The 25770-nt window shown below is 72.3% G+C and carries 21 protein-coding genes; 19 read left to right on the forward strand and 2 right to left on the reverse strand.

All coding sequences use genetic code 11. From position 1 onward, the window contains the following. Positions 1-129 precede the first annotated feature (129 nt). From DQ392_RS29720 to DQ392_RS29740, 5 genes are all read left to right on the forward strand, one after another. A complete protein-coding gene (locus DQ392_RS29720; protein ID WP_114018810.1) occupies positions 130-807 on the forward strand; it encodes an HAD family hydrolase in 678 nt (225 codons plus the stop codon). Continuing rightward, complete coding sequence (locus tag DQ392_RS29725) at positions 804-1886, forward strand: 2-hydroxyacid dehydrogenase (RefSeq protein WP_114018811.1); 1083 nt, start codon at positions 804-806, stop codon at positions 1884-1886. Before DQ392_RS29720 ends, DQ392_RS29725 begins: the two co-directional genes overlap by 4 nt. Positions 1887-1888: 2 nt before the next feature. Continuing rightward, entirely contained in the window at positions 1889-3337 is a 1449-nt protein-coding gene (locus DQ392_RS29730; protein WP_114018812.1) for an FGGY-family carbohydrate kinase, read from the forward strand. Between the two features lie 82 nt (positions 3338-3419). Continuing rightward, a complete protein-coding gene (locus DQ392_RS29735; protein ID WP_114018813.1) occupies positions 3420-5192 on the forward strand; it encodes a dihydroxyacetone kinase family protein in 1773 nt (590 codons plus the stop codon). Between the two features lie 105 nt (positions 5193-5297). Further along, on the forward strand, positions 5298-5783 hold the full coding sequence (locus DQ392_RS29740; RefSeq protein WP_114018814.1) for a ribose-5-phosphate isomerase: 486 nt from the start codon (positions 5298-5300) through the stop codon (positions 5781-5783). 107 nt (positions 5784-5890) lie between these two features. Here DQ392_RS29740 and DQ392_RS29745 read toward each other — a convergent pair whose 3' ends face one another. Further along, positions 5891-6094, reverse strand: coding sequence for a cold-shock protein (locus DQ392_RS29745; RefSeq protein ID WP_027739251.1), 204 nt, complete (start codon positions 6092-6094; stop codon positions 5891-5893). A 316-nt stretch (positions 6095-6410) separates the two neighbouring features. On the opposite strand from DQ392_RS29745, the gene DQ392_RS29750 reads away from it, so the two are divergent. The 6 genes from DQ392_RS29750 to DQ392_RS29780 all read left to right on the forward strand — a co-directional run bounded on the left by DQ392_RS29750 (position 6411) and on the right by DQ392_RS29780 (position 14973). After that, a complete protein-coding gene (locus tag DQ392_RS29750) occupies positions 6411-7250 on the forward strand; it encodes a menaquinone biosynthetic enzyme MqnA/MqnD family protein (protein ID WP_114018815.1) in 840 nt (279 codons plus the stop codon). 186 nt (positions 7251-7436) lie between these two features. Then, positions 7437-9218, forward strand: coding sequence for a serine/threonine-protein kinase (locus DQ392_RS29755; RefSeq protein WP_114018890.1), 1782 nt, complete (start codon positions 7437-7439; stop codon positions 9216-9218). Between the two features lie 63 nt (positions 9219-9281). Continuing rightward, entirely contained in the window at positions 9282-10523 is a 1242-nt protein-coding gene (mqnC, locus tag DQ392_RS29760; RefSeq protein ID WP_114018816.1) for a cyclic dehypoxanthinyl futalosine synthase, read from the forward strand. 18 nt (positions 10524-10541) lie between these two features. Beyond that, positions 10542-11240 carry a demethylmenaquinone methyltransferase gene (locus DQ392_RS29765; RefSeq protein WP_114018817.1) on the forward strand — a complete coding sequence of 233 codons (699 nt, stop codon included), beginning with the start codon at positions 10542-10544 and terminating at the stop codon, positions 11238-11240. A 685-nt stretch (positions 11241-11925) separates the two neighbouring features. Further along, the gene (locus DQ392_RS34650; RefSeq protein WP_181856634.1) at positions 11926-13548 is read left to right on the forward strand and encodes an NACHT domain-containing protein; all 1623 of its coding nucleotides are present in this window, start codon (positions 11926-11928) and stop codon (positions 13546-13548) included. 111 nt (positions 13549-13659) lie between these two features. Further along, a complete protein-coding gene (locus tag DQ392_RS29780) occupies positions 13660-14973 on the forward strand; it encodes a geranylgeranyl reductase family protein (RefSeq protein WP_114018819.1) in 1314 nt (437 codons plus the stop codon). A 116-nt stretch (positions 14974-15089) separates the two neighbouring features. Here the strand turns inward: DQ392_RS29780 and DQ392_RS29785 are convergent, their stop codons facing one another. Further along, entirely contained in the window at positions 15090-15893 is an 804-nt protein-coding gene (locus DQ392_RS29785) for a C40 family peptidase (RefSeq protein ID WP_114018820.1), read from the reverse strand. Positions 15894-16731: 838 nt separating this feature from the next. Here DQ392_RS29785 and DQ392_RS29790 point away from each other — a divergent pair. The 8 genes from DQ392_RS29790 to nuoH are packed head-to-tail and all read left to right on the forward strand — an operon-like array spanning position 16732 to position 25759. Further along, complete coding sequence (locus DQ392_RS29790) at positions 16732-17091, forward strand: NADH-quinone oxidoreductase subunit A (protein ID WP_114018821.1); 360 nt, start codon at positions 16732-16734, stop codon at positions 17089-17091. Between the two features lie 16 nt (positions 17092-17107). Further along, positions 17108-17662 carry a NuoB/complex I 20 kDa subunit family protein gene (locus DQ392_RS29795; RefSeq protein WP_027738848.1) on the forward strand — a complete coding sequence of 185 codons (555 nt, stop codon included), beginning with the start codon at positions 17108-17110 and terminating at the stop codon, positions 17660-17662. Then, positions 17659-18396 carry an NADH-quinone oxidoreductase subunit C gene (locus DQ392_RS29800; RefSeq protein WP_114018822.1) on the forward strand — a complete coding sequence of 246 codons (738 nt, stop codon included), beginning with the start codon at positions 17659-17661 and terminating at the stop codon, positions 18394-18396. Before DQ392_RS29795 ends, DQ392_RS29800 begins: the two co-directional genes overlap by 4 nt. Beyond that, positions 18396-19727 (forward strand): NADH-quinone oxidoreductase subunit D, encoded by a 1332-nt coding sequence (locus DQ392_RS29805; RefSeq protein WP_114018823.1) that lies wholly within the window; start codon positions 18396-18398, stop codon positions 19725-19727. The genes DQ392_RS29800 and DQ392_RS29805 overlap by 1 nt, the downstream gene beginning before the upstream one ends. Positions 19728-19738: 11 nt before the next feature. Continuing rightward, entirely contained in the window at positions 19739-20458 is a 720-nt protein-coding gene (gene nuoE, locus DQ392_RS29810) for an NADH-quinone oxidoreductase subunit NuoE (RefSeq protein WP_425470637.1), read from the forward strand. Then, positions 20458-21855: an NADH-quinone oxidoreductase subunit NuoF gene (gene nuoF, locus DQ392_RS29815; RefSeq protein WP_114018825.1), complete on the forward strand. Its 1398-nt coding sequence runs from the start codon at positions 20458-20460 to the stop codon at positions 21853-21855. The genes nuoE and nuoF overlap by 1 nt, the downstream gene beginning before the upstream one ends. Further along, a complete protein-coding gene (locus DQ392_RS29820; RefSeq protein ID WP_114018826.1) occupies positions 21852-24365 on the forward strand; it encodes an NADH-quinone oxidoreductase subunit G in 2514 nt (837 codons plus the stop codon). Before nuoF ends, DQ392_RS29820 begins: the two co-directional genes overlap by 4 nt. Then, the gene (gene nuoH / locus DQ392_RS29825; RefSeq protein WP_114018827.1) at positions 24362-25759 is read left to right on the forward strand and encodes an NADH-quinone oxidoreductase subunit NuoH; all 1398 of its coding nucleotides are present in this window, start codon (positions 24362-24364) and stop codon (positions 25757-25759) included. Before DQ392_RS29820 ends, nuoH begins: the two co-directional genes overlap by 4 nt. Positions 25760-25770: the final 11 nt, after the last annotated feature.

The following is a 25770-nucleotide window of genomic DNA, read 5'->3' on the forward strand; positions in this document are numbered from 1 at the left end:
GCGCCACACCCGTCGGCCCCCGGACCGCTCCGCGCCTCACATCCCTCCTGGGACGCGTATCAGGTCACAAGTGACAGATAACAAAACCGGTGTTAATTTGCTGGGAGCCGAATGTGAGGAGTTCCGGCCGTGGCCGATGCAGTGGTGTTTGACATGGACGGAGTGCTCGTCGAGAGCGAGCATCTCTGGGAGCGGCTGTGGAGCGCGTTCGCCGCCGAACGCGGCAGGCAGTGGGGCCCGGAGCAGACCAAGAGCTGCCAGGGCATGAGCGCCCCCGAGTGGGCCGCCTTCCTCACCGACTTCGCCGGCGCGGGCGACAGCGTCGCCGAGACCGAGCGCTCCGTCGTGGACGGCATGATCAAGGCCCTGGAGGACGGCGAGATCGAGCTGCTGACCGGCGCCCGCGAGATGATCACCGACGCCGCGGCCCTCGGCCCGATCGCGCTCGCCTCGTCCGCGCCGCGCCGCGTCATCGACGCCGTACTGACCCACCACGGGGTCGACCACCACTTCAAGGCGACCGTCTCCAGCGCCGAGGTGCCCCGCGGCAAGCCCAGCCCGGACGTCTACCTCGCGGCAGCCGACAAGCTCGGCGTCCCCGCCACCGACTGCCTGGCGGTCGAGGACTCCAGCAACGGGCTGCGCGCCGCCGCCGCTGCCGGGATGACCGTCGTCGCCATCCCCAACCCCGGCTACCCACCGGCCGAGGACGCGCTGGCGGGCGCCGCCTACTGTGCCACAGACCACGACGCCGTACGCCGCTACCTGCTCGGCAAGCTCAAGGAAAAGGAAGGTGACCGGGCATGACGGACCCCAAACCCGCCGCGGGCGCGACCGGTGCGACCACGGTCCTCGCCTCGGGCGACCACTTCATCGCCCCCCAGCTGTTCGTCGACGCGCTCAGGACCGCGGCGCCCGGCGCGGAGCTCGCCTTCCGCACCCAGACCACCCCGTGGCCGCACACCCCCTTCGGGCCCGTCGGCAACGTCAAGGAGGCGTCCGGCACCGAGGACGAGCTGCTCGAAGCCCTCGGCGACGCCGAGATCGCCCTGGTGCAGATGGCGCCCTTCACCGACCGCGTCATCCGCGAGGCTCCGAACCTGAAGCTGATCGCGGTCGCCCGCGGCGGCCCCGTCAACGTCGACGTCGAGGCCGCCACCCGCGCCGGCATCCCCGTCACCTTCACCCCGGGCCGCAACGCCGCCGCCGCGGCCGAGTTCGCCCTCGGCCTGATGCTCGCCGCGCTGCGCCGCATCCCCGCCTCCGACGCCGAGCTGAAGAAGGGCACCTGGCGCGGCGACTACTACGCCATCGAGAACGCCGGCATCGAACTCGACGGCACCACCGTCGGCCTCGTCGGCTACGGCGCCATCGGCTCCATCGTCGCCCGCGTCCTGCGCGCCTTCGGCTCCCGCGTCCTGGTCGCCGACCCCTACACCGACCCGGCCAAGGCGGCGGCCGACGGGGTGGAACTGGTCGCTCTCGACGACCTGCTGCGCCGCAGCTACGTCGTCAGCCTGCACGCCCGCGTCACCCCCGAGACGCGGCACATGCTGCACGCCGACAACCTCAAGCTGCTGCCCCAGGGCGCCGTCCTCGTCAACTCCGCGCGCGGCGAACTCATGGACTACGCACCGCTGCCCGCGCTGCTGGAGTCGGGACACCTGGGCGCCCTCGCCCTCGACGTGTACGACGTCGAACCGCCGCCCGCGAACTGGCCGCTGCACGCGGCGCCGAACGTCATCACCACCCCGCACCTGGCCGGCGCCACCCGGCAGACCGCCGACCGCGCCGCCGCCATCACCGCCGCACAGGCCGCCGCCCACCTGCGCGGCGAACGCCCCGAGTACGTCGTCAACCCGCAGACCCTCGACGGAGGACGGTAGCCATGATCGTCGGGGTCGACGTCGGTACCTCGGTCACCAAGGCCCAGCTCGTCGCGCGCGACGGGCGCACAGGCCCCGCGCACGAGGCCCGCAGCACCCTCTACACGCTGCCGGGCAACCGCGTCGAGCAGGACATGGACGAGGTCATCGGCACGGTCGTCACCGTCGTGCGGGCCGCCGTCGCCGACGCCGCACAGCTCGCCCCCGACGAGCCCGTCGAAGCCCTCGCCCTCACCGGGCAGGGCGACGGCCTGTGGCTGCGCGACGCGCGCGGCCGCCCCGTCGGCCGCGCGCTGTCCTGGATGGACGGACGTGCCGCGCCCGTGCTGGAGGGCTGGAGCGCCGACGGCACCACCGACGCGGTCTTCCGCCGCACCGGAGCCGGCATGTTCCCCGGCGCGGCGGGCCCCCTCCTGGCCCACCTCGCCGCACACGAACCCGACCGGCTGGCAGCCGCCGAGACCGCCGGCTACTGCGTGGACGCCATCACCCAGCGCTTCACCGGCGAACGCACCGTCGACGCCTCGGACGCCTCCGTCCCCTTCCTCGACGTCTCCACCCGCACCTACGACGACGAGGCACTCGACCTGTGCGGCCTCACCGACTGGCGCGGACTCCTGGCAGAACCCGCGCCCCCCGGCGCCCTCTTCGGGCTGCTGCCCAAGGTCGCCGCCGAACTCGGCCTTCCCGCGGGCCTGCCCGTCAGCGCGGGCCCCTTCGACATCCCCGCCTGCGGCTTCGGCTCGGGCCTTGAGAAGACCGGCCAGGGCAACCTCATCATCGGCACCACCCTGGCCTGCCAGGTCCTGGCCGCCGACCCCGCACCCGGCTCGGGCGAACCGGCCGGCATGGTCCTCGCCACCCCCTACACCGACCGCTACCTGCGCGTCATGCCCGCCATGATCGGCACGGCAGGGCTCGACTGGCTGCTGGGCATGCTCGGCGTGCGCATCGAGGAACTCGACGCGCTGCTCGCCCAGTCCCCCTACGGCGCCGGCGGCGTCACCGCCCTCCCCTTCCTGTCCACCAGCGGCGAACGCGCCCCCTTCGTCGACGCCCGCGCCCGCGGCCGTCTCGACGGGCTCTCCCCCCTCACGGGCCGCGCCGACCTGGTCCGCGCCCTGTGCGAAGCGGTCGCCTACTCCGCCCGCCACTGCCTGGAAACCCTCGGCGTGGCAGGCGACATCACCGCCTGCGGCGGCGGCGCGCGCTCCGGAGAGTGGGGGCGCGTCTTCGCCGGAGTCCTCGGCCGCGACGTCCACGTCCGCGAGGACGCGGTCGGCATCCGCGGAGCGGCCCGCGTCGCCTGGGACGCGCTCGGGACCGCACCCGGGACCCCCGCCTCCTCCTTCGCCCGCGTCTCCCGCGCCGACCCCGACGCGGTCGCCTTCTACGAAGACGGCTACCACCGCTACCTCGACACCCTCGAAAAGGCCCGCCAGTCCTGGTGACCACCGGCGAGGCCCGCGCCGGGGCGCGGCCGGCGCGGCCACGGATGGGGACAGGGCACGAAGGACGAGCTGGAGCACACACATGACCCGGATATTCAACGACCCCTCCCGCTTCACCGACGACCTGGTGAAGGGCTTCACGGCGGCGCACCCCGAGCACGTCAGGGCCGCGCCCGGTGGCGGCGGTGTGGTCAGGGCGGCCCGCCCCCACGCACCCAAGGTCGCCGTCCTCACCGGCGGCGGCTCAGGGCACTACCCCGCCTTCTGCGGCGTGGTCGGCGAGGGCTTCGCCGACGGCTCCGTCATCGGCAACGTCTTCACCTCACCGTCCGCCGCCCAGGCCCACTCCGTGGCGACCGAGGCCGAATCCGGCGCCGGTGTCCTGTTCCTGTTCGGCAACTACGCGGGCGACGTCATGAACTTCGGCCAGGCCGCCCAGCGCCTGACCGACGAGGGCATACCGGCCCGGTGCTTCGCCGTCACCGACGACGTGGCGAGCGCCCCCGCGGCCGACGCCGCCAAGCGGCGCGGCATCGCGGGCGGCTTCACCGTCTACAAGACGGCCTCGGCGGCGGCCGAGGAGGGCGCTTCGCTGGACGAGGTCGTCCGCGTCGCCGAACGCACCAACGCGCGCACCCGCTCCCTGGGCGTCGCCTTCGCCGGATGCACGCTTCCGGGCCAGCACGAACCGCTGTTCACCGTTCCGGAGGGCAAGCTGGGCCTGGGCCTGGGTATCCACGGCGAGCCCGGCGTCAGCGAGAGCGAGCTGGCGACGGCCGACGAACTGGCCGGCACGCTGGTGGAGGGGCTGCTGGCCGAGCGGCCCGCCGAGGCGGCGGACGACAACCGGGTGGCGGTCCTCCTCAACGGCCTGGGCTCCACCAAGTACGAGGAGCTGTACGTCCTGTGGGCCTCGGTGGCCGAGCGGCTCGCCGACGCCGGGCTCGACCTCATCAGGCCCGAGGTGGGCGAGCTGGTCACCTCACTGGACATGGCCGGCTGCTCCCTCACCCTCACCTGGCTGGACGAGGAGTTGGAACGCCTCTGGCTGGCCCCGGCCGACACCCCCGCGTTCCGGCGGGGCCGGATGGCCGACGGGCAGGCGGCGCCGGCCCGGGAGGCCGCCCCCGCGCGGCGGACCGCCCGCGCGAGCGGCACCCCCGCGGCCGGCCCGGCGCCCGGCAGCGGGGCCGGGACCGCGACAGGAGCCGCGCTCACCACTCTGGCCGCCGCCGTGGAGGCGTTCCGCGCGGCCCACACCCTCCTCCACGACCAGGAAGAAGCCCTCGGAAGGCTCGACGCGGTCGCGGGCGACGGCGACCACGGGCGCGGGATGTGCAAGGGCGTGGACGCGGCCCTCGCCGCCGCCGAGCGGGAGCGCGAGCGCGACGCGGCACCGGCCGCCCTGCTGGGCGCGGCCGGTGACGCGTGGGCGGCCGAGGCGGGCGGCACGTCGGGGGCGCTGTGGGGCGCGGGCCTGCGTGCCTTCGGCTCTGCGCTGCCCGCCGACCGCGCGCCCGAGGCCGCCGAACTGGTGGCAGGGGCCCGGGCGGCGCTGGCGGCGGTCACCTCGCTCGGCAAGGCGGAGCCCGGCGACAAGACGCTGGTCGACGCGCTCGCCCCGTTCGTGACCGCGTTCGCCGAGCGGACCGACGCCGGCGCCTCGGCCGCCGAGGCGTTCGCCGCGGCCGCCGAGGCGGCGCGCACCGCGGCCGAGGCCACCGCCGAGCTGCGCCCGAAGCTGGGCCGGGCCCGGCCGCTGGCCGAACGCAGTCTCGGCACCCCGGACCCGGGCGCCACCTCCCTGGCCATGGTCCTGACCGAGGTGTCGGCGACCACCCCTCTGACCGACTGACCCGGACCCGGCCGGTGCCGATCCGGTGCGGGCCGCACCGCGTCGGCACCGGCCGGGGGATCGCACCGCGCGACGTACCAGACGCTCCCCTTGGAGGAACGCACCATGAGCACCGACCCCGCAGCGCCCCGGCCGTTCCGTGTCGTCGTCGGCTGTGACGACGCGGGACTCGACTACAAGGAAGCCCTCAAGAAGGACCTGGAGGGCGACGCCCGCGTCGCCGAGGTGACCGACGTCGGCGTCGGCAGCGACGAGCACACCGCCTACCCGCACGTCGCCGTCGAGGCCGCCCGCCGCGTCGCCGAGGGCGAGGCGGACCGGGCGCTGCTCGTGTGCGGCACCGGTCTCGGCGTCGCCATCAGCGCCAACAAGGTGCCCGGCATCCGCGCCGTGACGGCACACGACAGCTACTCCGTGCAGCGCTCCGTGCTCAGCAACAACGCGCAGGTCCTCTGCTTCGGGCAGCGCGTCATCGGCCTGGAGCTGGCCAGGACGCTGGCGGCCGAGTGGCTCGACCACCGCTTCGACGAGAGCTCCGCCTCCGCCGAGAAGGTCGCCGCGATCACGGGCTACGAGCAGCGCGGCTGCTGAGCGAGCAGCACGAGCACATACGAAAGCAGCCCGCACAGGCACACACAAAGGCAGGAGCCCCCGCCGTCGGCGGGGGCTCCTTGGGGTGCTGCGTACGTCGCAGGGACCTACTGCGCGGTGACGTTCTCAGCCTGCGGGCCCTTGGGCCCCTGCGTCACGTCGAACGTCACCGTCTGGTTCTCCTCGAGCGAGCGGAACCCGGATGCGTTGATAGCGGAGTAGTGGACGAAGACATCGGGACCGTCACCGTCCTGGGCGATGAAGCCATAGCCCTTTTCGGCGTTGAACCACTTCACGGTTCCGGTAGCCATAAGCCCTCCTTGGGCCTATAAGGGTGTCCCTGCTCCCAGAACCCACTAAGAAGCCTGAAAACGACGAGAGCCCGCGGTCACATGCTCCGCAGGCTCTGTACTGCAAGGGAAACCAAACTGCAACTTGCAGCGAGACTAGCACGGGGGCGCCGACGGTGGAAGGGTCGAAGATCACTGGGTTGGGAGCCGGCTGCCGAGGGCCGCTCGCCGCCCGGTGACCGGCGGGTGCGCAGGCCACCGCGCCCCTCGTGGGAAACCCGATATTCCGGGGCGTACTCTCCGGAGAGTGACTGCTAAACCGGCTGATTCGAGGGATGTGCGCACCCGCCCCCGCGTCGCGCACATCCAGTTCCTCAACTGTCTCCCGCTGTACTGGGGCCTGGTCCACACGCACACCCTGCTGGACCTCGACCTGACTCGGGACACCCCCGAGAAGCTCAGCGAAATGATCATCGACGGGCGGCTCGACATGGGGCCCGTCACCCTCGTGGAGTTCCTGCGCAACGCCGACGACCTGGTGGCGCTCCCCGACATCGCGGTCGGCTGCGACGGCGACGTCATGTCGTGCGAGATCGTCTCCCGCGTGCCGCTGGACCAGCTCGACGGCGCCAGGGTGGCCCTCGGCTCGACCTCGCGCACGTCCGTGCGGCTCGCCCAGCTGCTGCTGGCCGAGCGCTACGGCGTCCAGCCGGACTACTACACCAGCGAGCCCGACCTCGAGCGGATGATGAAGGAGGCGGACGCGGCCGTCGTCATCGGCGACGTGGGCCTGCGCGCCTACCTGCACCGGCTGCCGGAGGAGGGCCTCCAGGTGCACGACCTGGGCCGGCTGTGGAAGGAGTGGACGGGCCTGCCGTTCGTCTTCGCCGTCTGGGCGGTACGCCGCGACTTCCTCGCGCGCTCCCCCGAGACGGTCCGCGAGACCCACCGCGCCTTCCTCGACTCCCGCGACCTGGCCATGGAGCAGGTCGACCAGGTGGCCGAGCACGCCGCGCGGTACGAGGTCTTCGACCCGAAGGTGCTGGAGAAGTACTTCACCACTCTCGACTTCCGCTTCGGCGAGCGGCAGCTGGAGGGCGTGTCCGAGTTCGCCCGCCGCACCGGCGCGACGACCGGGTTCCCGCCGGACGTCCGGGTCGAGATGCTGCGGCCCTGAACCGGGAGAGCCGCGCCCCGGCCGAGTGAGCCGGCGCCCTGTGCCGCCGCGCCGGACGCCGCCCGCGTCGGACGCTGCCCGCGCCCGGGCCGGCCTCGGAGGCTGCGCCTAAGCTGGTGGCGCCCGAGGGGACCCGGAGGGAAGGTGCCCGAGGGGAGGGTGCGGGGCAGCGACGAGGGGGGCACGATGCAGCCGCTGGAGCCTGAGGATCCGCAGTCGCTGGGCGAGTACCGCCTGCTGCGCCGGCTGGGCGCGGGCGGGATGGGCAGGGTGTACCTCGCCCGTTCGACCAGTGGCCGCACCGTCGCGGTGAAGGTCGTCCACCCGCACCACGCGGTGGACGAGGAGTTCAGGCACCGCTTCCGGCGCGAGGTCGCCTCGGCGCGCAGGGTCGGCGGCGCGTGGACGGCACCGGTGCTGGACGCCGACACCGACGGACCCACCCCGTGGGTGGCCACCGGCTATGTGGCGGGACCCTCGCTGGCGCAGGCCGTCGCCGAGCACGGGCCGCTGCCCGAGCCGACGGTGCGCGCGGTCGGGGCGGGGCTCGCCGAGGCGCTGGACCATGTGCACGGTCTCGGCCTGGTGCACCGCGACGTGAAGCCCTCCAACGTGCTGCTCACCCTGGACGGTCCTCGCCTGATCGACTTCGGCATCGCGCGGGCCAAGGACGGGACGGCCTCGCTCACCTCCAGCGGCGTCTCGGTCGGTTCGCCCGGCTACATGGCGCCGGAACAGATCCTCGGCGAGCAGGTCGCCGGGTCCACCGACGTCTTCGCGCTGGGCGCCGTGCTGGTGTACGCGGCGACGGGCGAGGCGCCCTTCCCCGGGGACAGTTCCGCCGCGCTGCTCTACCACGTCGTACACGGCGAAGCCCGGCTCGACGGCCTGCCGGACGGGCTTCGCGAGACCGTGACCCGGGCGCTGTCCAAGGACCCGCGCGTACGGCCCTCCACCGGCGCCCTCGCCGGGGAGCTGGCGGGTGCGTCGGGCGCCGCCGGGTTGGTGCGCAGCGGCTGGCTGCCCGGGCCGATCGTGGAACAGGTGAGCAGGCGCGCCGTCGAACTGCTGGAGCTGGAGCCGCAGACCCCGCGGGGTTCGGGCCCGGTGCCGTTCACGACGCCCGCGTACGGACCTGACGCGGGCCTCGTGCCACCGGCCCCCGCGTCGCCGCCGGGCACCCCGCCGCCGGCCGCGCACGGGACGGGGTTCGGCCCGCCGGACCCCTCGTTCGGCGAGGCCGTCGCCCACCCCGTCACCGCAGCCGGAACGCCCGCGTCCGCACCCACCACCCCCGCCGGTCCTCCCCCAGGCGGTGCCGGCGGTAACGGCCTCGTCATCGAGCGCGGCGCGGGCACCCCGGCGCCGGGGGAGAACGGGCCCGGTGCGCGGCGTCGGCGGCGGGTCAGCTGCACGCTGGTGCTCTCGCTCGCCTGCGTGGTCGCGGCGGCGCTGTTCGGCACCTACTTCGCGGGCATCCTGCCCGGAACCGGCGGCTCCGGGCACGACAACTCGGCCGAGCCGCCCCCGAAGGACGACCCCACGGGGAAGGGCTCAGGCGGTGGCGGATCGAGCGGGGGCTCAAAGGAGGATCCGCCTGCCGGCGGGGGCGGCCCCGCCACCGTGCCCAAGGGCTTCCTCGGCAAGTGGCGGGGCGACCTCTACTCCGAGCGCGGCATCCCGGTGGGCACGCTGACGGTCACCATCAAGCAGGGTGGCAAGGGCGACACGGTGGCCACCGGGACCGCCGAGCTGGGCGGGACCGAGTGCTCCTCGGAGTGGACCCTCGTCTCGGCGTCGGGCAAGCGCATGGTGGCCGACGCCTCCGGCAGCGAGCCCAGCTCCCCGCTGTGCGCGCCCGGCAGCCCCGACGAGGAGTTCACGCTGCGGGAGAACGACCGGCTGCGCCTCCAGACGCACGGTGACGGCAACGGGGACGCCTCGGGGACACTCCGCAAGATCGGCTGAGAACCCCTGGCGTAGGCTGGTCGGGCGCCGCTGTGCTGGTGGTAAGCGGCGAGGTGTATCGAAATGTGCGAAACGCGCGACCTTTGGAGGGACGCCACGGTGACAGCGCACGCGTCGGAAGCCGACCTGCTCTCCGCCCTCGACCGCGCCGCCACCGGCGGACGTGTCACCCCAAAGGAGGCGCTCGACCTCTACCGCCGCGCGCCCCTGCACGCCCTGGGCGCCGCCGCCGACAAGGCGCGACGGCGCCGGTACGCGGGCACCGAGCACATCGCCACGTACATCATCGAGCGGAACATCAACTACACGAACTCGTGCGTGACCGCGTGCAAGTTCTGCGCCTTCTACGCCTCGCCGAAGAGCGACAAGGTGTGGATCCGCGACCTGGACGACATCCTGCGCCGCTGCGCCGAGACGGTGGAGCTGGGCGGCACCCAGATCATGTTCCAGGGCGGCCACCACCCCGACTTCGGCGTGGAGTACTACGAGGAGCACTTCGCCGCCATCAAGAAGGCGTTCCCGCAGCTGGTCATCCACTCCCTGGGGGCCAGTGAGGTGGAGCACATGGCGCGGATCTCCGGGGTGAGCCCGAAGGAGGCGATCGAGCGCATCCACGCCGCGGGGCTGGACTCCTTCGCGGGCGCGGGCGCCGAGTTGCTGCCCGCCCGGCCCCGGAAGGCCATCGCGCCGCTCAAGGAGTCGGGCGAGCGCTGGCTGGAGATCATGGAGATCGCCCACGGGCTGGGTGTGGAGTCCACCTCCACGATGCTGATGGGCACGGGCGAGACCAACGCCGAGCGGATCGAGCACCTGCGGATGATCCGCGACGTGCAGGACCGCACGGGCGGCTTCCGCGCGTTCATCCCGTACACCTACCAGCCCGAGAACAACCACCTGAAGGGGCGGACGCAGGCGACGGTCCTGGAGTACCTGCGCATGATCGCCATCGCGCGGATCTTCCTCGACAACGTCGCCCACATCCAGGGCTCCTGGCTGACCACGGGCAAGGACATCGGCCAGCTGTCGCTGCACTACGGCGCCGACGACCTGGGCTCGGTGATGCTGGAGGAGAACGTCGTCTCCTCGGCGGGCGCCCGGCACCGCTCCAACCGGATGGAGCTGATCGACCTCATCCGCAAGGCGGGCCGCGTCCCGGCGCAGCGTGCCACCACCTACGAACACCTGGTGGTGCACGACGACCCGGCGAACGACCCGGTGGACGACAAGGTCGTCTCCCATCTGTCCTCCACCGCCATCGACGGGGGCACCGCGCACCCCGAGTTGGCCCTGATCGACGCGAACTGACAGGCGGACGAGACGACAGTGACCCGGGCAACCCTGGACAAGAAGCCGCACGAGGTCGCCGCCATGTTCGACGACGTGGCGGCCAGGTACGACCTGACCAACGACGTGCTCTCGCTCGGCCAGGCGCGGCTGTGGCGCAGGGCCGTCGCCGACGCGGTGGACGCGCGCCCCGGCGAGCGGGTGCTCGACCTGGCCGCCGGTACGGCCACCTCCTCGCTGCCGTTCGTCGAGGCGGGCGCCTTCACGGTCCCCTGCGACTTCTCCCTCGGCATGCTGCGGGAGGGCAAGCAGCGCCACCCCTGGATGCCGTTCACGGCAGGGGACGCGACCCGGCTCCCGTTCGCCGACGGCGCGTTCGACGCGGTGACCCTCTCCTTCGGGCTCCGTAACGTCAGCGATGTCGACGCCGCGCTGGCCGAGCTGCACCGGGTCACCAAGCCGGGCGGCCGGGTGCTCGTCTGCGAGTTCAGCCACCCGACGTGGACGCCGTTGCGCACGGTCTACAGCGAGTACCTGATGCGAGCACTGCCGCCGATCGCCCGGCGGGTCAGCAGCAGCCCCGACGCCTACGTCTACCTCGCCGAGTCCATCCGCGAGTGGCCCGACCAGCCCGGCCTCGCCGCCAGGTTGCAGGACGCGGGCTGGGCCCGGGTGGCGTGGCGCAACCTGACGGGCGGCATCGTGGCGCTGCACCGGGGGTTCAAGCCCCGCTCCTGACGCCCCGTCGACGGCGGCCGTTCCCCCGCGGGTTGCGCTTGGATAAATTCGCTTCCGGCTAAGGCGCGGGCGCGGAACCATGGGTGTGCAATGCGTGTCTGCACGTACACGCGCGGTCGCACTCTCGCGCCGCCTCGTCCCCGGAACGCATCGGAGCGCCATGTCGTCGCCGCCGTCCCCCTGCCCCCGTTGCGGGGCCGCTTCGCCCGCCGAGGCCAGGTTCTGCATGTCCTGCGGAGCCCCGGCGGCCCCCACGGCCCCGCCCGCCCCCTCGACGGCTCCGGTTACCCCGTCGTCGGCTCCGCCTGTCTCCTCGTCGGCTCCGCCTGCCCCTTCGGAGGCTCCGGCTCCTCCCTCGGAACCTCCGCCTGCTCCTTCGGGGGCTCCGGCCGCTCCTCCGGAGGCTCCGCCCACCCTTCCGGGGGCTCCGGCTGTGCCTCCGGATACTCCGCCTCCGCCACCCGCGTCTGCCGCGCCGCCGCCAGGACCGCCGTCCACGGCTCCGGCAGCGCCGCCGGGCGCACCCGCAGCACCATCGGGGGCACCCGCTGCACCGTCAGGCGCCCCCGCACCGCCGCCCGGGGCTCCGCCGATGCCTCCGCCGTTCGTCCCTCGGCAACAGGCCGCGCCCGCCCCGCCCGCGGCGCCGACCGCGCCCGCCCGGCCGACGCCGTTCGGACTGTTCATGGTGCGCACCGTCAAGGGGGACTGGCTCGGCGCGCTGCGGGTCGCCGCCTGGCCGCCGGCGCTGCTGTTCGTCGCGGCCTGCGCCCTGGGCATCTGGTCCAACCAGGACATCGACGACCTCGACATCGGCTGGGGCACCCGCATGCGGGTCGCGCTGGCCGCCCTGTTGCAGGGCGTCGGCGGCGGCTTCGGCGTCTCCTCCGACGGTACGTCCGATCTCGGCGGCGCGTCCGTCGTCGGCGAGGCCGAGGTGTCAGGGCTGCCGCTGCTGGCCACCGCCGTGTGGATCGGCGCCCTCGTCCTCGCGGCCCGCTCCGAGCGGCGGCGCCTGGGCCGGGTCTCCCTCTCGGCGGGCTTCGAGTCCGCTCTGCGGATCGGCGCGGTCTGCGGGCTCGCCGGACTGGCGCTCGGCCTGTACGCGAGCCCCTCCTACGAGGGTCTTGAACTCGACTCGGCGCCCGGACTCACCCTGCTGTTCTCGTTCCTGCTCTCCACGCTCGTGGCCGCGCTCGTCCTCACCCGCGGCGAGGCGGACGCGTGGCTGGCGAGGCGGCACGCTTCCGGCCTCCGCGTCGCCACCGGCGCCCTGCGCACGGCGGCGCTCGCGCTGGTGAGCGTGGTGGCGCTGGCGTCCGTGGTGGCGTTCGTCGCCCTGCTGGCCGCCGAGGCCGCCGATGGCCAGGTCAGCGCGGGCGAGGTGGGGGGCCTGCTGGCGCTGTTGCCCAACGTCGGTGCGCTCGCCCTCGCGTTCGCCTGGGGCGCCCCGCTCGATGTGAAGTGGAACATCAGCGACTGGGACGCGGGACGTGAGTCGGCCGGCTACGGGGAGCTCGCGGACGCGGCGGGCGGCTGGGCCGTCGTGGGCACGCTTGCAGGAGGGCTGGCCTGCGCGCTGCTGCTGGGGGTGCTGGTGGCCCGCCGCAGCACCACCCGCGGCGAACAGCTGTGGGCCGCGGGCTTCTTCGTGCTCGGCGTGCTGCTGCTGGCCGCGGTGGCGGGCGCGGGCTTCGAGGCGAGCTTCCACGAGGGCTCGAATCCCCTGGAGGAGCCCGGCTACTCCACGGGGCCCGGCCTGACCGGTGAGAGCTTCACCTCCAGCGCGCAGGTCGCGGCGGGCTCGGCCGAGCTGCTGCTCTTCGCCCTGCTGTGGTCGTTCGGCGGCGCACTGCTGGTGCCGCTGGTGCGCGCGCAGTTCGGCAAGGGCGGCCCGGGCCGTACGGGGCTGGGCCCCGGCGGCGCCCAGGGGGAGTACGGCCGGCCCGGGGCCGGGCAGCCGTATCCCCCGGGGTACGGCCCGCAGGGCTACGGACAGCCCGGACACCCGGGCGGAACTCCGGGACATGCGCAACCGGGACCCGCGGGCCCTGGGCAACCGGGGTACGGGCAACCTGGGTACGGACAACCGGGCTGGGGGCAGTCGGGACAACCGGGCCACGGACAGCCGGCGTACGGGCAGCCGGGCTACGGGCAGTCCGTACCCGGGCCCGCGGGACAGGGACACGCGGGACAGGGGCCGGCGGGGCAGGGACGAGGTCCGGGCACGTCCGGAGACGACGGGCCCGGCCCGCGTCCGCCCCACCCGGCGGGTGGCGGCGACGGCGGCACCGTACCGCCGCCGTAGCCCGGGCGGGGACCGGGGCGGCCCCGGGCCGGGGGGCGGTCCGGGGGGTGCCCCGAATGCCCGCATAGACTGGCCCGGTCAGCCGACCCAGCCAGCATCGCGGGAGTCCTCGTGGCCGATCCCCAGCAGAAGGCCGATCCCAGGCCGACACCAGCCTCCGAGCGGTCCGCGGATGTGATCGTCGTCGGGGCGGGCCCCGCGGGTTCGACGACGGCCTACCACCTGGCCCGCAGCGGTATGGACGTGCTGCTGCTGGAGAAGACGGCCTTCCCGCGCGAGAAGGTGTGCGGCGACGGTCTCACCCCGCGCGCCACCAAGCAGTTGGTGGCCATGGGAATCGACATCTCCGAGGAAGCGGGCTGGCTGCGCAACAAGGGCCTGCGCATCATCGGCGGCGGGCAGCGGCTCCAGCTGGACTGGCCCGAGCTGGCCAGCTACCCCGACTACGGGCTGGTCCGCAGGCGCGACGACTTCGACGAACAGCTCGCCCGCCAGGCCGAGAAGGCGGGCGCGCGGCTGTACGAGCGCTGCACCGTCGGCGACCCCGTCCTGGACGAGCGCACGGGCCACATCACCGGTGTGCACGCCAAGCTGGGCGAGGAGAAGACCCCGGTCACCTTCCACGCCCCGATCGTCGTCGCCGCGGACGGCAACTCGACGCGGCTGTCGCTGAAGATGGGCCTGCACCGCCGCGAGGACCGTCCGATGGGCGTCGCGGTGCGCACGTACTTCACCTCGCCGCGGCACGACGACGACTACCTGGAGTCGTGGCTGGAGCTGTGGGACCGGCGCGGCGAGCAGGACCGGCTGCTGCCCGGCTACGGCTGGGTCTTCGGCATGGGCGACGGCACCTCCAACGTGGGGCTTGGCGTGCTCAACACCTCCTCCTCGTTCAAGGAGCTCGACTGGCGCGAGATCCTCAAGGCCTGGTGCGCCTCCATGCCGGCGGAGTGGGGCTACACGCCCGAGAACATGACGGGTCCGATCCGCGGCGCGGCGCTGCCGATGGCCTTCAACCGGCAGCCGCACTACACGCGCGGGCTGCTGCTGGTGGGGGACGCGGGCGGGCTGGTCAACCCGTTCAACGGCGAGGGCATCGCGTACGCGATGGAGTCAGGCGTCATCGCCGCCGAGACGATCGTCCAGGCGCACGCGCGTGCGACGCCGGCGCAGCGCCAGCTGGCCCTGCGCCGGTACCCGAAGGTCCTCAAGGACACCTACGGCGGCTACTACACGATGGGCCGCGCCTTCGTGAAGCTCATCGGCAACCCCAAGGTCATGAAGCTGGCCGCCGAACGTGGCCTCTCGCACCCTCTCCTGATGCGCTTCACCCTCAAGATGCTCGCCAACCTCACCGACCCCACCGGCGGCGACGCGATGGACCGCATCATCAACGGCCTGGCCAAGGTGGCACCCAGGGCCTGAGACACCGCCCCGGGCTCCGCGAGCCCGAACCCCCGCACACGCCGAAGGGTCCACCGCCGCGAGGCGGTGGACCCTTCACCGTGCGAGGTGACGTACCGGGAGCGGTACGCGGTACGTCAGAGCACGCGGACCGCGCCGGTGGGCTGGTCGTAGCTCAGGGGGCGCTCCACGACGCCCGTGGAGGAGTTCTGGGCGCCGATGAACTTGCCGCCGCCCACGTAGACGCCCACGTGGTAGGCGCTGCCCGCGCTGCCCCAGTAGAGCAGGTCGCCGGGCTGGAGGTTGTCGAGGGAGACGGACGTGCCGGCGGTCGACTGCGGCTGCGAGGTCCGCGGCAGGTTGACGCCGACCTGCTTGTAGGCCGCCTGGGTCAGCCCTGAGCAGTCGTACGCGGAGGGCCCGGAGGCGCCCATGACGTAGGACTTGCCGACCTGGGCGCGCAGGAAGTTGATGAGGGTGGCCGCGTTGCCGCCCTGCGGCGCGGAGGCGGACGCCGTCGTCAGGGAGTCGCGGTCGGCCGAGCGGGAGGCGGGAGCCTCGTTCTGCTGGGCGGCTTCACGCGCCTTGCGGGCCGCCTCGGCCTTGCGCTTGGCCTCGGCCTTCGCCTTGGCCCTCTCCTTGTTCTCCTTGGCCTGTTCCTTGGCCTCGGAGGCGGCGTTCTCCTGTGCCTGCTGGAGCTGGAACTGCTGCGCCGAGTTCTGGAGGGACTCGGCCGCACGTGCGTTGGAGCCGGCCGTGGAGAGGGTGGGCATCTCGACGGTCTGGTCCGGTGCGTTCTTGTCGGCCGCGAAGGCCGGCGCCGCCGCCGCGGTGAGGGCCATGGTGCCCATGACGCCGCCCGTCACACCCGCACGCAGCGCCGTATTCATCTTGCTGTTGCGGGGCTTCCGGTGGCTGGGTATCTGAGCTTTCGGGGACATGAGGGAATGCCTAGCAGGCGATAAACCCTCCGCTCAACAATCGTGCGATGCGCCACAGTCGTCGCGTACGCGGCCAGTTGATGCCTCCGGGGGTGGGGCGCCGACCCTTCCGCGACGTGATCATTGCCCAACTACGGGGCTGTGACCATGTAGTTGTCCGCATTGCCGGAATCTCTCGGGCGCATATACCACGGGGAAAAGGGGAGCGCAAAGAAGGCAGTGGCTGCCGGAAAAGGCGAGTGACGCAGCTCACTTCCGCCGACTCAACTCTTCGTGCGAAAAGAACATTGAGGCCCAATCACCCATCTCGCTCGGTCACGGCGCGGACTCGGCCGGATCGCGGGGTGGTCTCGACGCGGGTGCGGGGTCGTTCCGGCGGATCGCCGGGGGCCGGTTCCGAAGATCCCTCCGGAAGGACGCGGGGGTCGCGCGGCTTGTGCCGGACTTCACGAGCGCACGAGGTCAAGTGGTTCGCCTATACCAGGTGAAACCGTCCAGCGCTAATTTGCCGCTGCATGCCAGTGGCTGGTACAGCCACCCACCTTCGACGGCTGTGAGCACGGATGAATGTCACCTCAGGTGATCACTTAGAGGCTTTGCGTGTGAAGATCAACGCTCATCAGACGGGATGATTGGCCGTCAGGTGGTGGAGATCACAAAGCAGTTGCCGCCCCCCGTGTCGCAGATCACAGAGGGGCGGGCTTAAGATGCCTGCGAACAGGGCTTGTGAACTGCCTCACATAAGAGCGATCTTCGTGGGATCGGTCTTCCCGGGTCGGGGCAGCGGCCCAGCGGTCTGCCGGCAGTCGGAGTCGACGCCTGGAAGGAGACGGGAGCGGTGAACGTCTACACACCAATCCTCGTACTGGGAGCCATCGCGGCGGCGTTCACGGTCTTCTCCGTGGTCGCGGCCTCGATCATCGGCCCCAAGCGCTACAACCGGGCCAAGCTGGAGGCGTACGAGTGCGGCATCGAGCCCACGCCGCAGCCGGCCGGAGGCGGGCGCTTCCCGGTGAAGTACTACCTGACGGCGATGCTCTTCATCATCTTCGACATCGAAATCGTCTTCCTCTACCCGTGGGCCGTCCATTTCGACTCCCTCGGGATGTTCGGTCTCGTCGAAATGCTGGTCTTCGTCGCCCTCATCGGTATCGCGTACGCCTACGACTGGCGGCGCGGCGGCCTGGAATGGGACTAGGGGCAGGGGTAAAGCAATGGGACTTGAAGAGAAACTGCCGAGCGGCTTTCTGCTCACCACCGTGGAGAAAGCGGCCGGGCTCGCGCGTAAATCGTCCATGTTCCCGGCGACGTTCGGGCTGGCGTGCTGCGCCATCGAGATGATGACGACCGGCGCGGGCCGCTACGACCTCGCCAGGTTCGGCATGGAGGTCTTCCGGGGTTCGCCGCGACAGGCCGACCTGATGATCGTGGCGGGCCGCGTCAGCCAGAAGATGGCCCCGGTGCTGCGTCAGGTCTACGACCAGATGCCCAACCCCAAATGGGTCATCTCCATGGGGGTGTGCGCCTCCTCGGGCGGCATGTTCAACAACTACGCCATTGTGCAGGGCGTCGACCACGTGGTTCCCGTCGACATCTACCTGCCCGGCTGCCCGCCGCGCCCGGAAATGCTGCTCGACGCCATTTTGAAGCTGCACGAGAAGGTCAAGAACACCAAGCTCGGCGTCAATCAGAAGGAAGCGGCCCGTGAGGCGGAAGAGGCGGCGATGAAGGCGCTGCCCACCATCGAGATGAAGGGGCTGCTGCGGTGAGCGCACAGGCGAACGGCGACGGGCCCCAGGAGCCCGACGAGGGCAGCTCGGTCCCCGTCCAGCGGGGCAACGCCGGCGAGGTCATCGAGGTGCGCCACGGCATGTTCGGCGCCCGCAACGGCGGCGACACCTCCGGATACGGCGGGCTGGTACGCACCGTGCGGATGCCGGGGGAGAGCGTGCGCCCCTACGGATCCTGGTTCGACGAGGTGGCCGACGAACTCGAAGGCGCGCTGGAGGAGCAGGGGCTCGCCCCCGAGAACGCCGTCGAGAAGACGGTCGTCGACCGCGGCGAGCTGACCTTCCACATCGCCCGCGAGCACCTGCCGCAGGTCGCCCGCACCCTGCGCGACGACCCGGCGCTCCGCTTCGAGCTGTGCACCGGGGTGAGCGGCGTCCACTACCCGGGCGAGACGGGCCGCGAGCTGCACGCCGTCTACCACCTGCGCTCGCTCACCCACAACCGGCTGATCCGGCTGGAGGTCACCGCGCCCGACGCGGACCCGCACGTGCCCTCGATCGTGGACGTCTATCCGACCAACGACTGGCACGAGCGGGAGACCTACGACTTCTTCGGTCTCGTCTTCGACGGCCACCCCGCGCTGACCCGGATCCTGATGCCGGACGACTGGCAGGGGTTCCCGCAGCGCAAGGACTACCCGCTCGGCGGCATTCCCGTCGAGTACAAGGGCGCCCAGATTCCCGCCCCCGACCAGCGGAGGTCCTACACCTGATGGCGACCAGCACACACGCACCCGCCGGGGTCCGCGAGACCACCGAGGGCACCGTCTACGACGTCACCGGCGGGGACTGGGACGAGATGGCCGCGCACGCCGCCAAGAGCGACGACGAGCGCATCATCGTCAACATGGGTCCCCAGCACCCCTCCACGCACGGAGTGCTGCGGCTCATCCTGGAGATCGACGGCGAGACGGTGACCGAGGCCCGCGCCGGCATCGGCTACCTGCACACCGGCATCGAGAAGAACCTCGAGTACCGCACCTGGACCCAGGGCACCACGTTCGTGACGCGGATGGACTACCTGACGCCGTTCTTCAACGAGGCGGCGTACTGCCTGGGCGTCGAGCGGCTGCTGGGCATCGAGGACGACGTCCCCGACCGCGCCAACGTCATCCGCGTCCTGCTGATGGAGCTCAACCGGATCTCCTCGCACCTGGTCGCCATCGCCACCGGCGGCATGGAGCTGGGCGCCACCACGGTGATGATCTTCGGCTTCCGCGACCGCGAACACGTCCTGGACCTGTACGAGCTGATCACCGGGCTGCGGATGAACCACGCCTACATCCGCCCCGGCGGCCTCTCCCAGGACCTGCCGCCCGGCACCGTCGACGCGCTGCGCGAGTTCGTGAAGAAGATGCGCAAGAACCTGCCGGAGTACGACGCGCTGTGCACCGGCAACCCCGTCTTCAAGGCCCGGCTGAAAGACATCGGCTACCTCGACCTGGCCGGCTGCATGGCGCTGGGCGCCACGGGCCCGATCCTGCGCTCGGCGGGCCTGCCGCACGACCTGCGCAAGGCGCAGCCCTACTGCGGCTACGAGACCTACGACTTCGAGGTCCCCACCGTCGACACCTGCGACTCCTACGGCCGGTTCCTGCTGCGCCTGGAGGAGATGCGCCAGTCGCTGCGCATCATCGAGCAGTGCATCGACCGGCTGGAGCCCGGCCCCGTCATGGTCGGGGACAAGAAGATCGCCTGGCCCGCGCAGCTGGCGCTCGGCCCCGACGGGCTCGGCAACTCCCTCGACCACATCAAGAACATCATGGGCACCTCCATGGAGGCCCTCATCCACCACTTCAAGCTGGTGACCGAGGGCTTCCGGGTGCCACCCGGCGAGGTGTACACGGCCGTCGAGTCGGCCAAGGGCGAGCTGGGCGTGCACGTCGTCAGCGACGGCGGCACCCGCCCCTACCGGGTGCACTTCCGCGACCCCTCCTTCACCAATCTGCAGTCCATGGCGGCGATGTGCGAGGGCGGCCAGGTCGCCGACGTGATCGTCGCCGTCGCGTCCATCGACCCCGTGATGGGAGGCGTCGACCGGTGAGCAACGTCGACATGGGCATCCCCGCGATGCCCGCACCCGACTACCCGGCCGAGGTGCGTCAGCGTCTTGAGGCCGACGCGCGCGAGGTCATCGCCCGCTACCCGGACAGCCGCTCCGCGCTGCTGCCGCTGCTGCACCTGGTGCAGTCGGAGGACGGGCACGTCACCCGCACCGGACAGCGGTTCTGCGCCGAGATGCTGGAGCTGACCACCGCCGAGGTCAACGCGGTGGCCACCTTCTACTCCATGTACCGCCGCAAGCCCTCAGGCGACTACCAGGTCGGCGTGTGCACCAACACGCTGTGCGCCGTGATGGGCGGCGACGCCATCTACGCCTCGCTCCGCGAACACCTGGCCGTGGGCGACGGGGAGACCACCGAGGACGGCAAGGTCACCCTCGAACACATCGAGTGCAACGCGGCCTGCGACTTCGCGCCCGTCGTGATGGTCAACTGGGAGTTCTTCGACAACCAGACCCCCGCCTCGGCCCGCGCCCTCGTCGACGACCTGATCGCCGGGCGCGAGGTCGCCCCCACCCGGGGCGCCCCGCTGTGCACCTTCAAGCAGACCGCGCGGGTGCTCGCCGGCTTCCCCGACGAGCGCGAGGGCGCCACCGACGCGTCCGGCCCGGCGGGCCCCGCCTCGCTGGCCGGGCTCCGGCTGGCCAAGGGCGAGAGCACACCCGGCGTGGTCGCACCGCGCGGCGCCGCTGCCGACGAGGAGGGGAAGTGATGACGGTGGCAGCACACGACGGCGGCCAGGACGAGACCTCGCAGCCCAGCGCCCACGGCGACGCCGACCCGCAGAAGCTCCTCTCACCCGTCCTGTCCGCGCACTGGGACGAGCCCGACTCCTACACGCTGGCCGGCTACCGGCGGCACGGCGGTTACCAGGCGCTGCCCAAGGCGCTGGCCATGGACCCGGACGACCTGATCGCCTACGTCAAGGAAGCGGGCCTGCGCGGACGCGGCGGCGCGGGCTTCCCCACCGGCATGAAGTGGCAGTTCATCCCGCAGGGCGACGGCAAACCGCACTACCTCGTCGTCAACGCCGACGAGTCCGAGCCGGGGACCTGCAAGGACATCCCCCTGCTGTTCGCCAACCCGCACTCCCTCATCGAGGGCATCGCCATCGCCTGCCACGCGATCCGCTCCAGCCACGCCTTCATCTACCTGCGCGGCGAGGTCGTCCCCGTGCTGCGCCGCCTCCAGCTGGCCGCCAAGGAGGCACAGGAGGCCGGCTATCTGGGCCCCGACGCGCTCGGCCCCGGCAAGGACCTCACCCTCACCGTGCACGCCGGCGCGGGCGCCTACATCTGCGGCGAGGAGACGGCGCTGCTCGACTCCCTGGAAGGCCGCCGTGGTCAGCCAAGGCTGCGTCCCCCCTTCCCGGCCGTCGCCGGCCTGTACGCGTGCCCCACCGTGGTGAACAACGTCGAGTCCATCGCCTCGGTTCCCGCCCTGATCGACCGCGGCAAGGACTGGTTCCGCTCGATGGGCAGCGAGAAGTCCCCCGGCTTCACGCTCTACTCGCTCAGCGGCCACGTCGCCCGTCCAGGCCAGTACGAGGCGCCGCTGGGCGTCACGCTGCGCCAGCTCCTCGACATGAGCGGCGGCATGCGGCCCGGGCACCGGCTGAAGTTCTGGACCCCGGGCGGCTCCTCCACCCCGCTGCTGACCGACGAACACCTGGATGTGGCCCTCGACTACGAGGGCGTCGGCTCCGCGGGCTCCATGCTCGGCACCAAGGCGCTCCAGTGCTTCGACGAGACGACCTGCGTGGTGCGGGCCGTCACCCGCTGGACCGAGTTCTACGCGCACGAGTCCTGCGGCAAGTGCACCCCCTGCCGCGAGGGCACCTACTGGCTCGTCCAGCTGCTCCGCGACATCGAGGCAGGCAAGGCGCAGGCCGCCGACCTGGAGAAGATCGCCGACATCGCCGACAACATCAACGGCAAGTCGTTCTGCGCGCTGGGCGACGGCGCCGCGTCCCCCATCTTCTCCTCGCTGAAGTTTTTCCGCGAGGAGTACGAGGCCCACCTCGGCGGCCGTGGCTGCCCCTTCGACCCCGAGAAGTCCACCGCCTGGGCAGCGAACCCCCACTCCGCTCACCTGGAGGTGAACGCGTGACCGTCACCGCTACTGGCACCTCCACCGGCGGCGGGGAGGCAGCCCCGCCGCCCGAGGAGACGGTGTCGCTGACCGTCGACGGCGCCCAGATCACCGTCCCCAAGGGCACGCTGGTCATCCGTGCCGCCGAGCAGCTCGGCATCGACATCCCCCGCTTTTGCGACCACCCCCTGCTCGACCCGGCGGGCGCCTGCCGCCAGTGCATCGTCGAGGTGGAGGGCCAGCGCAAGCCGATGGCGTCCTGCACCATCCAGTGCACCGACGGCATGGTCGTCAAGACGCACCTGACCTCCGACGTGGCGAGCAAGGCGCAGCGCGGCGTGATGGAGCTGCTGCTCATCAACCACCCGCTGGACTGCCCCGTCTGCGACAAGGGCGGCGAGTGCCCGCTCCAGAACCAGGCCATGTCGCACGGGGACGCCGACTCCCGCTTCGAGGGCAGGAAGCGCACCTACGAGAAGCCCGTCGCGATCTCCACGCAGGTGCTGCTGGACCGGGAGCGGTGCGTGCTGTGCGCGCGCTGCACCCGCTTCTCCAACCAGATCGCGGGCGACCCGATGATCGAGCTGATCGAGCGGGGCGCGCTCCAGCAGGTCGGCACGGGGGAGGACACCCCCTTCCAGTCGTACTTCTCCGGCAACACCATCCAGATCTGCCCCGTCGGCGCGCTGACCTCGGCGGCCTACAGGTTCCGCTCCCGCCCCTTCGACCTCACCTCCTCGTCGGGGGTGTGCGAGCACTGCTCCGGCGGCTGCGCCATCCGCACCGACCACCGGCGCGGCAAGGTGATGCGCCGCCTCGCCGAGAACGACCCGGAGGTCAACGAGGAGTGGATGTGCGACAAGGGGCGCTTCGCGTTCCGCTACGCACAGCGCCCCGACCGGCTGCACACTCCGCTGGTCCGCGGCCAGGACGGCCGGCTGGCCCCGGCCGGCTGGCCCGAGGCGCTGGAGGCCGCCGCGCGCGGACTCGCCGGCAAGCGGGAGCGCACCGGCGTGCTGACCGGCGGGCGGCTCACCGTCGAGGACGCGTACGCCTACGCCAAGTTCGCCCGCGTGGCGCTGGGCACCAACGACATCGACTTCCGCGCACGGGCGCACTCCGCCGAGGAGGCCGACTTCCTCGCCTCCCACGTGGCGGGCCACGGCCGGGACCTGGACCAGGCGGGCCTGACCTACTCAGCGCTGGAGGCCGCGCCCGCCGTGCTCCTCCTCGGCCTCGAGGCCGAGGAGGAGGCACCGGGCATCTTCCTGCGGCTGCGCAAGGCCTGGCGCACCCGGGGCCAGCGCACCTGGGCACTGGCCACGCACGCCACCCGCGGCCTGCACAAGGCGGGCGGCACGCTGCTGCCCGCGGCCCCCGGCACCGAGACGGAGTGGCTGGACGCGCTCGCGGGCGGCGTCGGCCTGGACGAGAAGGGCGCGGCGGCCGCCGAGGCGCTGCGCGGCGACGGCGCGGTGATGCTGGTCGGCGAGCGGCTGGCCACGGTGCCGGGCGCGCTCACCGCGGCGCTGCGCACGGCGGTGGCCACCGGCGCCACCCTGGTGTGGGTGCCGCGCCGCGCGGGCGAGCGCGGCGCTCTGGAGGCCGGGTGCCTGCCCGGACTGCTGCCGGGGGCCAGGGCCGTGGCCGACGCCGGGGCGCGCGCCGAGGTGGCCCGCGCCTGGGGCGTCGCCGAACTGCCCACCGCGCCGGGGCGCGACACCTCCCAGATCATCGAGGCCGCCGCAACGGGCGAGCTGTCCGCGCTGGTCGTCGGGGGAGTCGGCGTCGAGGACCTGCCGGATCCGGCCCGCGCCCGCGAGGCGCTGGAGGCGGTGGACTTTCTGGTCAGCCTGGAGCTGCGGCCCAGCACCGTGACCGGTCTCGCCGACGTCGTCCTCCCCGTCTCGGCGGTCCCGGAGAAGTCCGGCACCTTCCTCAACTGGGAAGGCCGCCTGCGGACGTTCGACGCGGCGCTCAAGCCGGACCAGATGACCCGCCGCCACGTCCAGCCCGACGCGCGGGTCCTGAACATGCTCGCCGACGCGCTCGACGTCCACCTGGGGCTGCCGGACGTGCGCATGGTGCGCGGCGAACTCGACCGCCTCGGCCACCGCACGGGCACGGCCCGGCTGGAAGCGCCGATCCCCGGGGCCCGCACCGCGCCGCAGCCCGCCGCCGGCGAGGCCGTGCTGGCCGGGCACCGGATGCTGCTCGACCAGGGCCGCCTCCAGGAGGGGGACGAGGCACTGGCCGGCACCCGGCACGCGGCGTACGCGCGGCTGTCGGCCGCCACCGCCGCCGAGATCGGCGCCGCGGACGGCGAGACGCTGGCCGTCGCGGGACCGCGCGGCGAGGTGCGGCTGCCGCTGTGCGTCACCGAGATGCCCGACCGGGTGGTGTGGCTGCCGCTCAACACGGTCGGCGGCGGCGTCGCGGCCGACACCGGGGCGCTGGTCGGCCAGCTGGTGCGGATCGCACCCGGAAGCGCCGGCGTCAACCAGACCCCGCAGGAGGTGGGCGCATGAACGGGCCGGTGGAGCACCTCGCCCAGGAGGATCTGTCGATGTTCGGCACCGATCCGTTCTGGCTGGTGCTGATCAAGGCGGTCTTCTGCTTCGCGTTCCTGATGGTGACGGTGCTGATCTCCATCGTCTTCGAACGCAAGATCGTGGGCTGGATGCAGCTGCGCGTCGGCCCCAACCGGCACGGGCCCTGGGGCATGCTCCAGTCGCTGGCCGACGGCGTGAAGCTGATGTTCAAGGAAGACATCATCGTCAAGGGCAGCGACAAGCTGGTCTATCTGCTGGCCCCGGTCATCGGCGCGGTGCCCGCGTTCATGGCGATCGCGGTCATCCCGTTCGGCCCCGCGGACAACCAGATCTCGATCTTCGGGCACCGGACGGCGATGCAGCTGACGGACATGCCCGTCGCCGTCCTCTACATCCTGGCCACCGCCTCCATCGCCTCCTACGGCGTGGTGCTGGCCGGCTGGTCGTCAGGATCGACGTATCCGCTGCTGGGCGGCGTGCGCGCCACGGCGCAGATCATCAGCTACGAGATCGCGATGGGCCTGAGCTTCGCCGCGGTCTTCCTGTACTCGGGCTCGATGTCCACCTCGGCGATCGTCGGCGAGCAGGCGGACGGCTGGTTCGCCTACCTGCTGCCGGTCTCCTTCCTGATCTATCTGATCTCGATGGTCGGTGAGGCGCACCGGGCGCCGTTCGACATGCCGGAGTCCGAGGGCGACCTGGTCGCGGGCTTCCAGACCGAGTACAGCTCGATCAAGTTCGCGATGTTCATGCTGACCGAGTACATCCACGTGGTGACGGTCTCCGCGCTGGCGGTCACGCTCTTCCTGGGCGGCTGGCGCGCGCCCGCGCCGATCTCCACCTGGTGGGAGGGCGCCAACCACGGCTGGTGGCCCATCCTGTGGTTCAGCGCCAAGCTGGTCGTGCTGATCTTCTTCTTCATCTGGATCCGCGGCACGCTGCCCCGCGTGCGCTACGACCAGTTCATGAAGCTGGGCTGGAAGGTGCTCATCCCCATCGCCCTGGTGTGGCTGATGCTGGTGGCCACCGTCCGCGCGATGCGCAACGAGGGCTGGGACTACAGCTCGGTCGTCTACTGGGTCGCGGGCACGGCGCTGGCGCTGCTGCTGATCTCCTTCGTCGTCGACTTCTTCCGCGGCGGCGGCGAGGAGGAGGAAACGGTCGCGCAGGACAAGCCCTTCGACCCGATGGCCGGCGGGTTCCCCGTACCGCCGCTGCCAGGCCAGGAGTTGCCGCCGGTGCCGCGGCGGCCCTCGCGCGCGCCGCGTGAGCGGGAGCGCGAGCCGGTCGGCGCCGGTGCGGGCGGGCCCGGCTCTCCTGGCGACGCAACTGACGCAACCACCGAGAGCAAGGGGGCTGACGGTGCCTGAAAACCCCGTGG

It is taken from the genome of Streptomyces reniochalinae, assembly GCF_003323735.1.
Lineage (GTDB): Bacteria > Actinomycetota > Actinomycetes > Streptomycetales > Streptomycetaceae > Streptomyces > Streptomyces reniochalinae.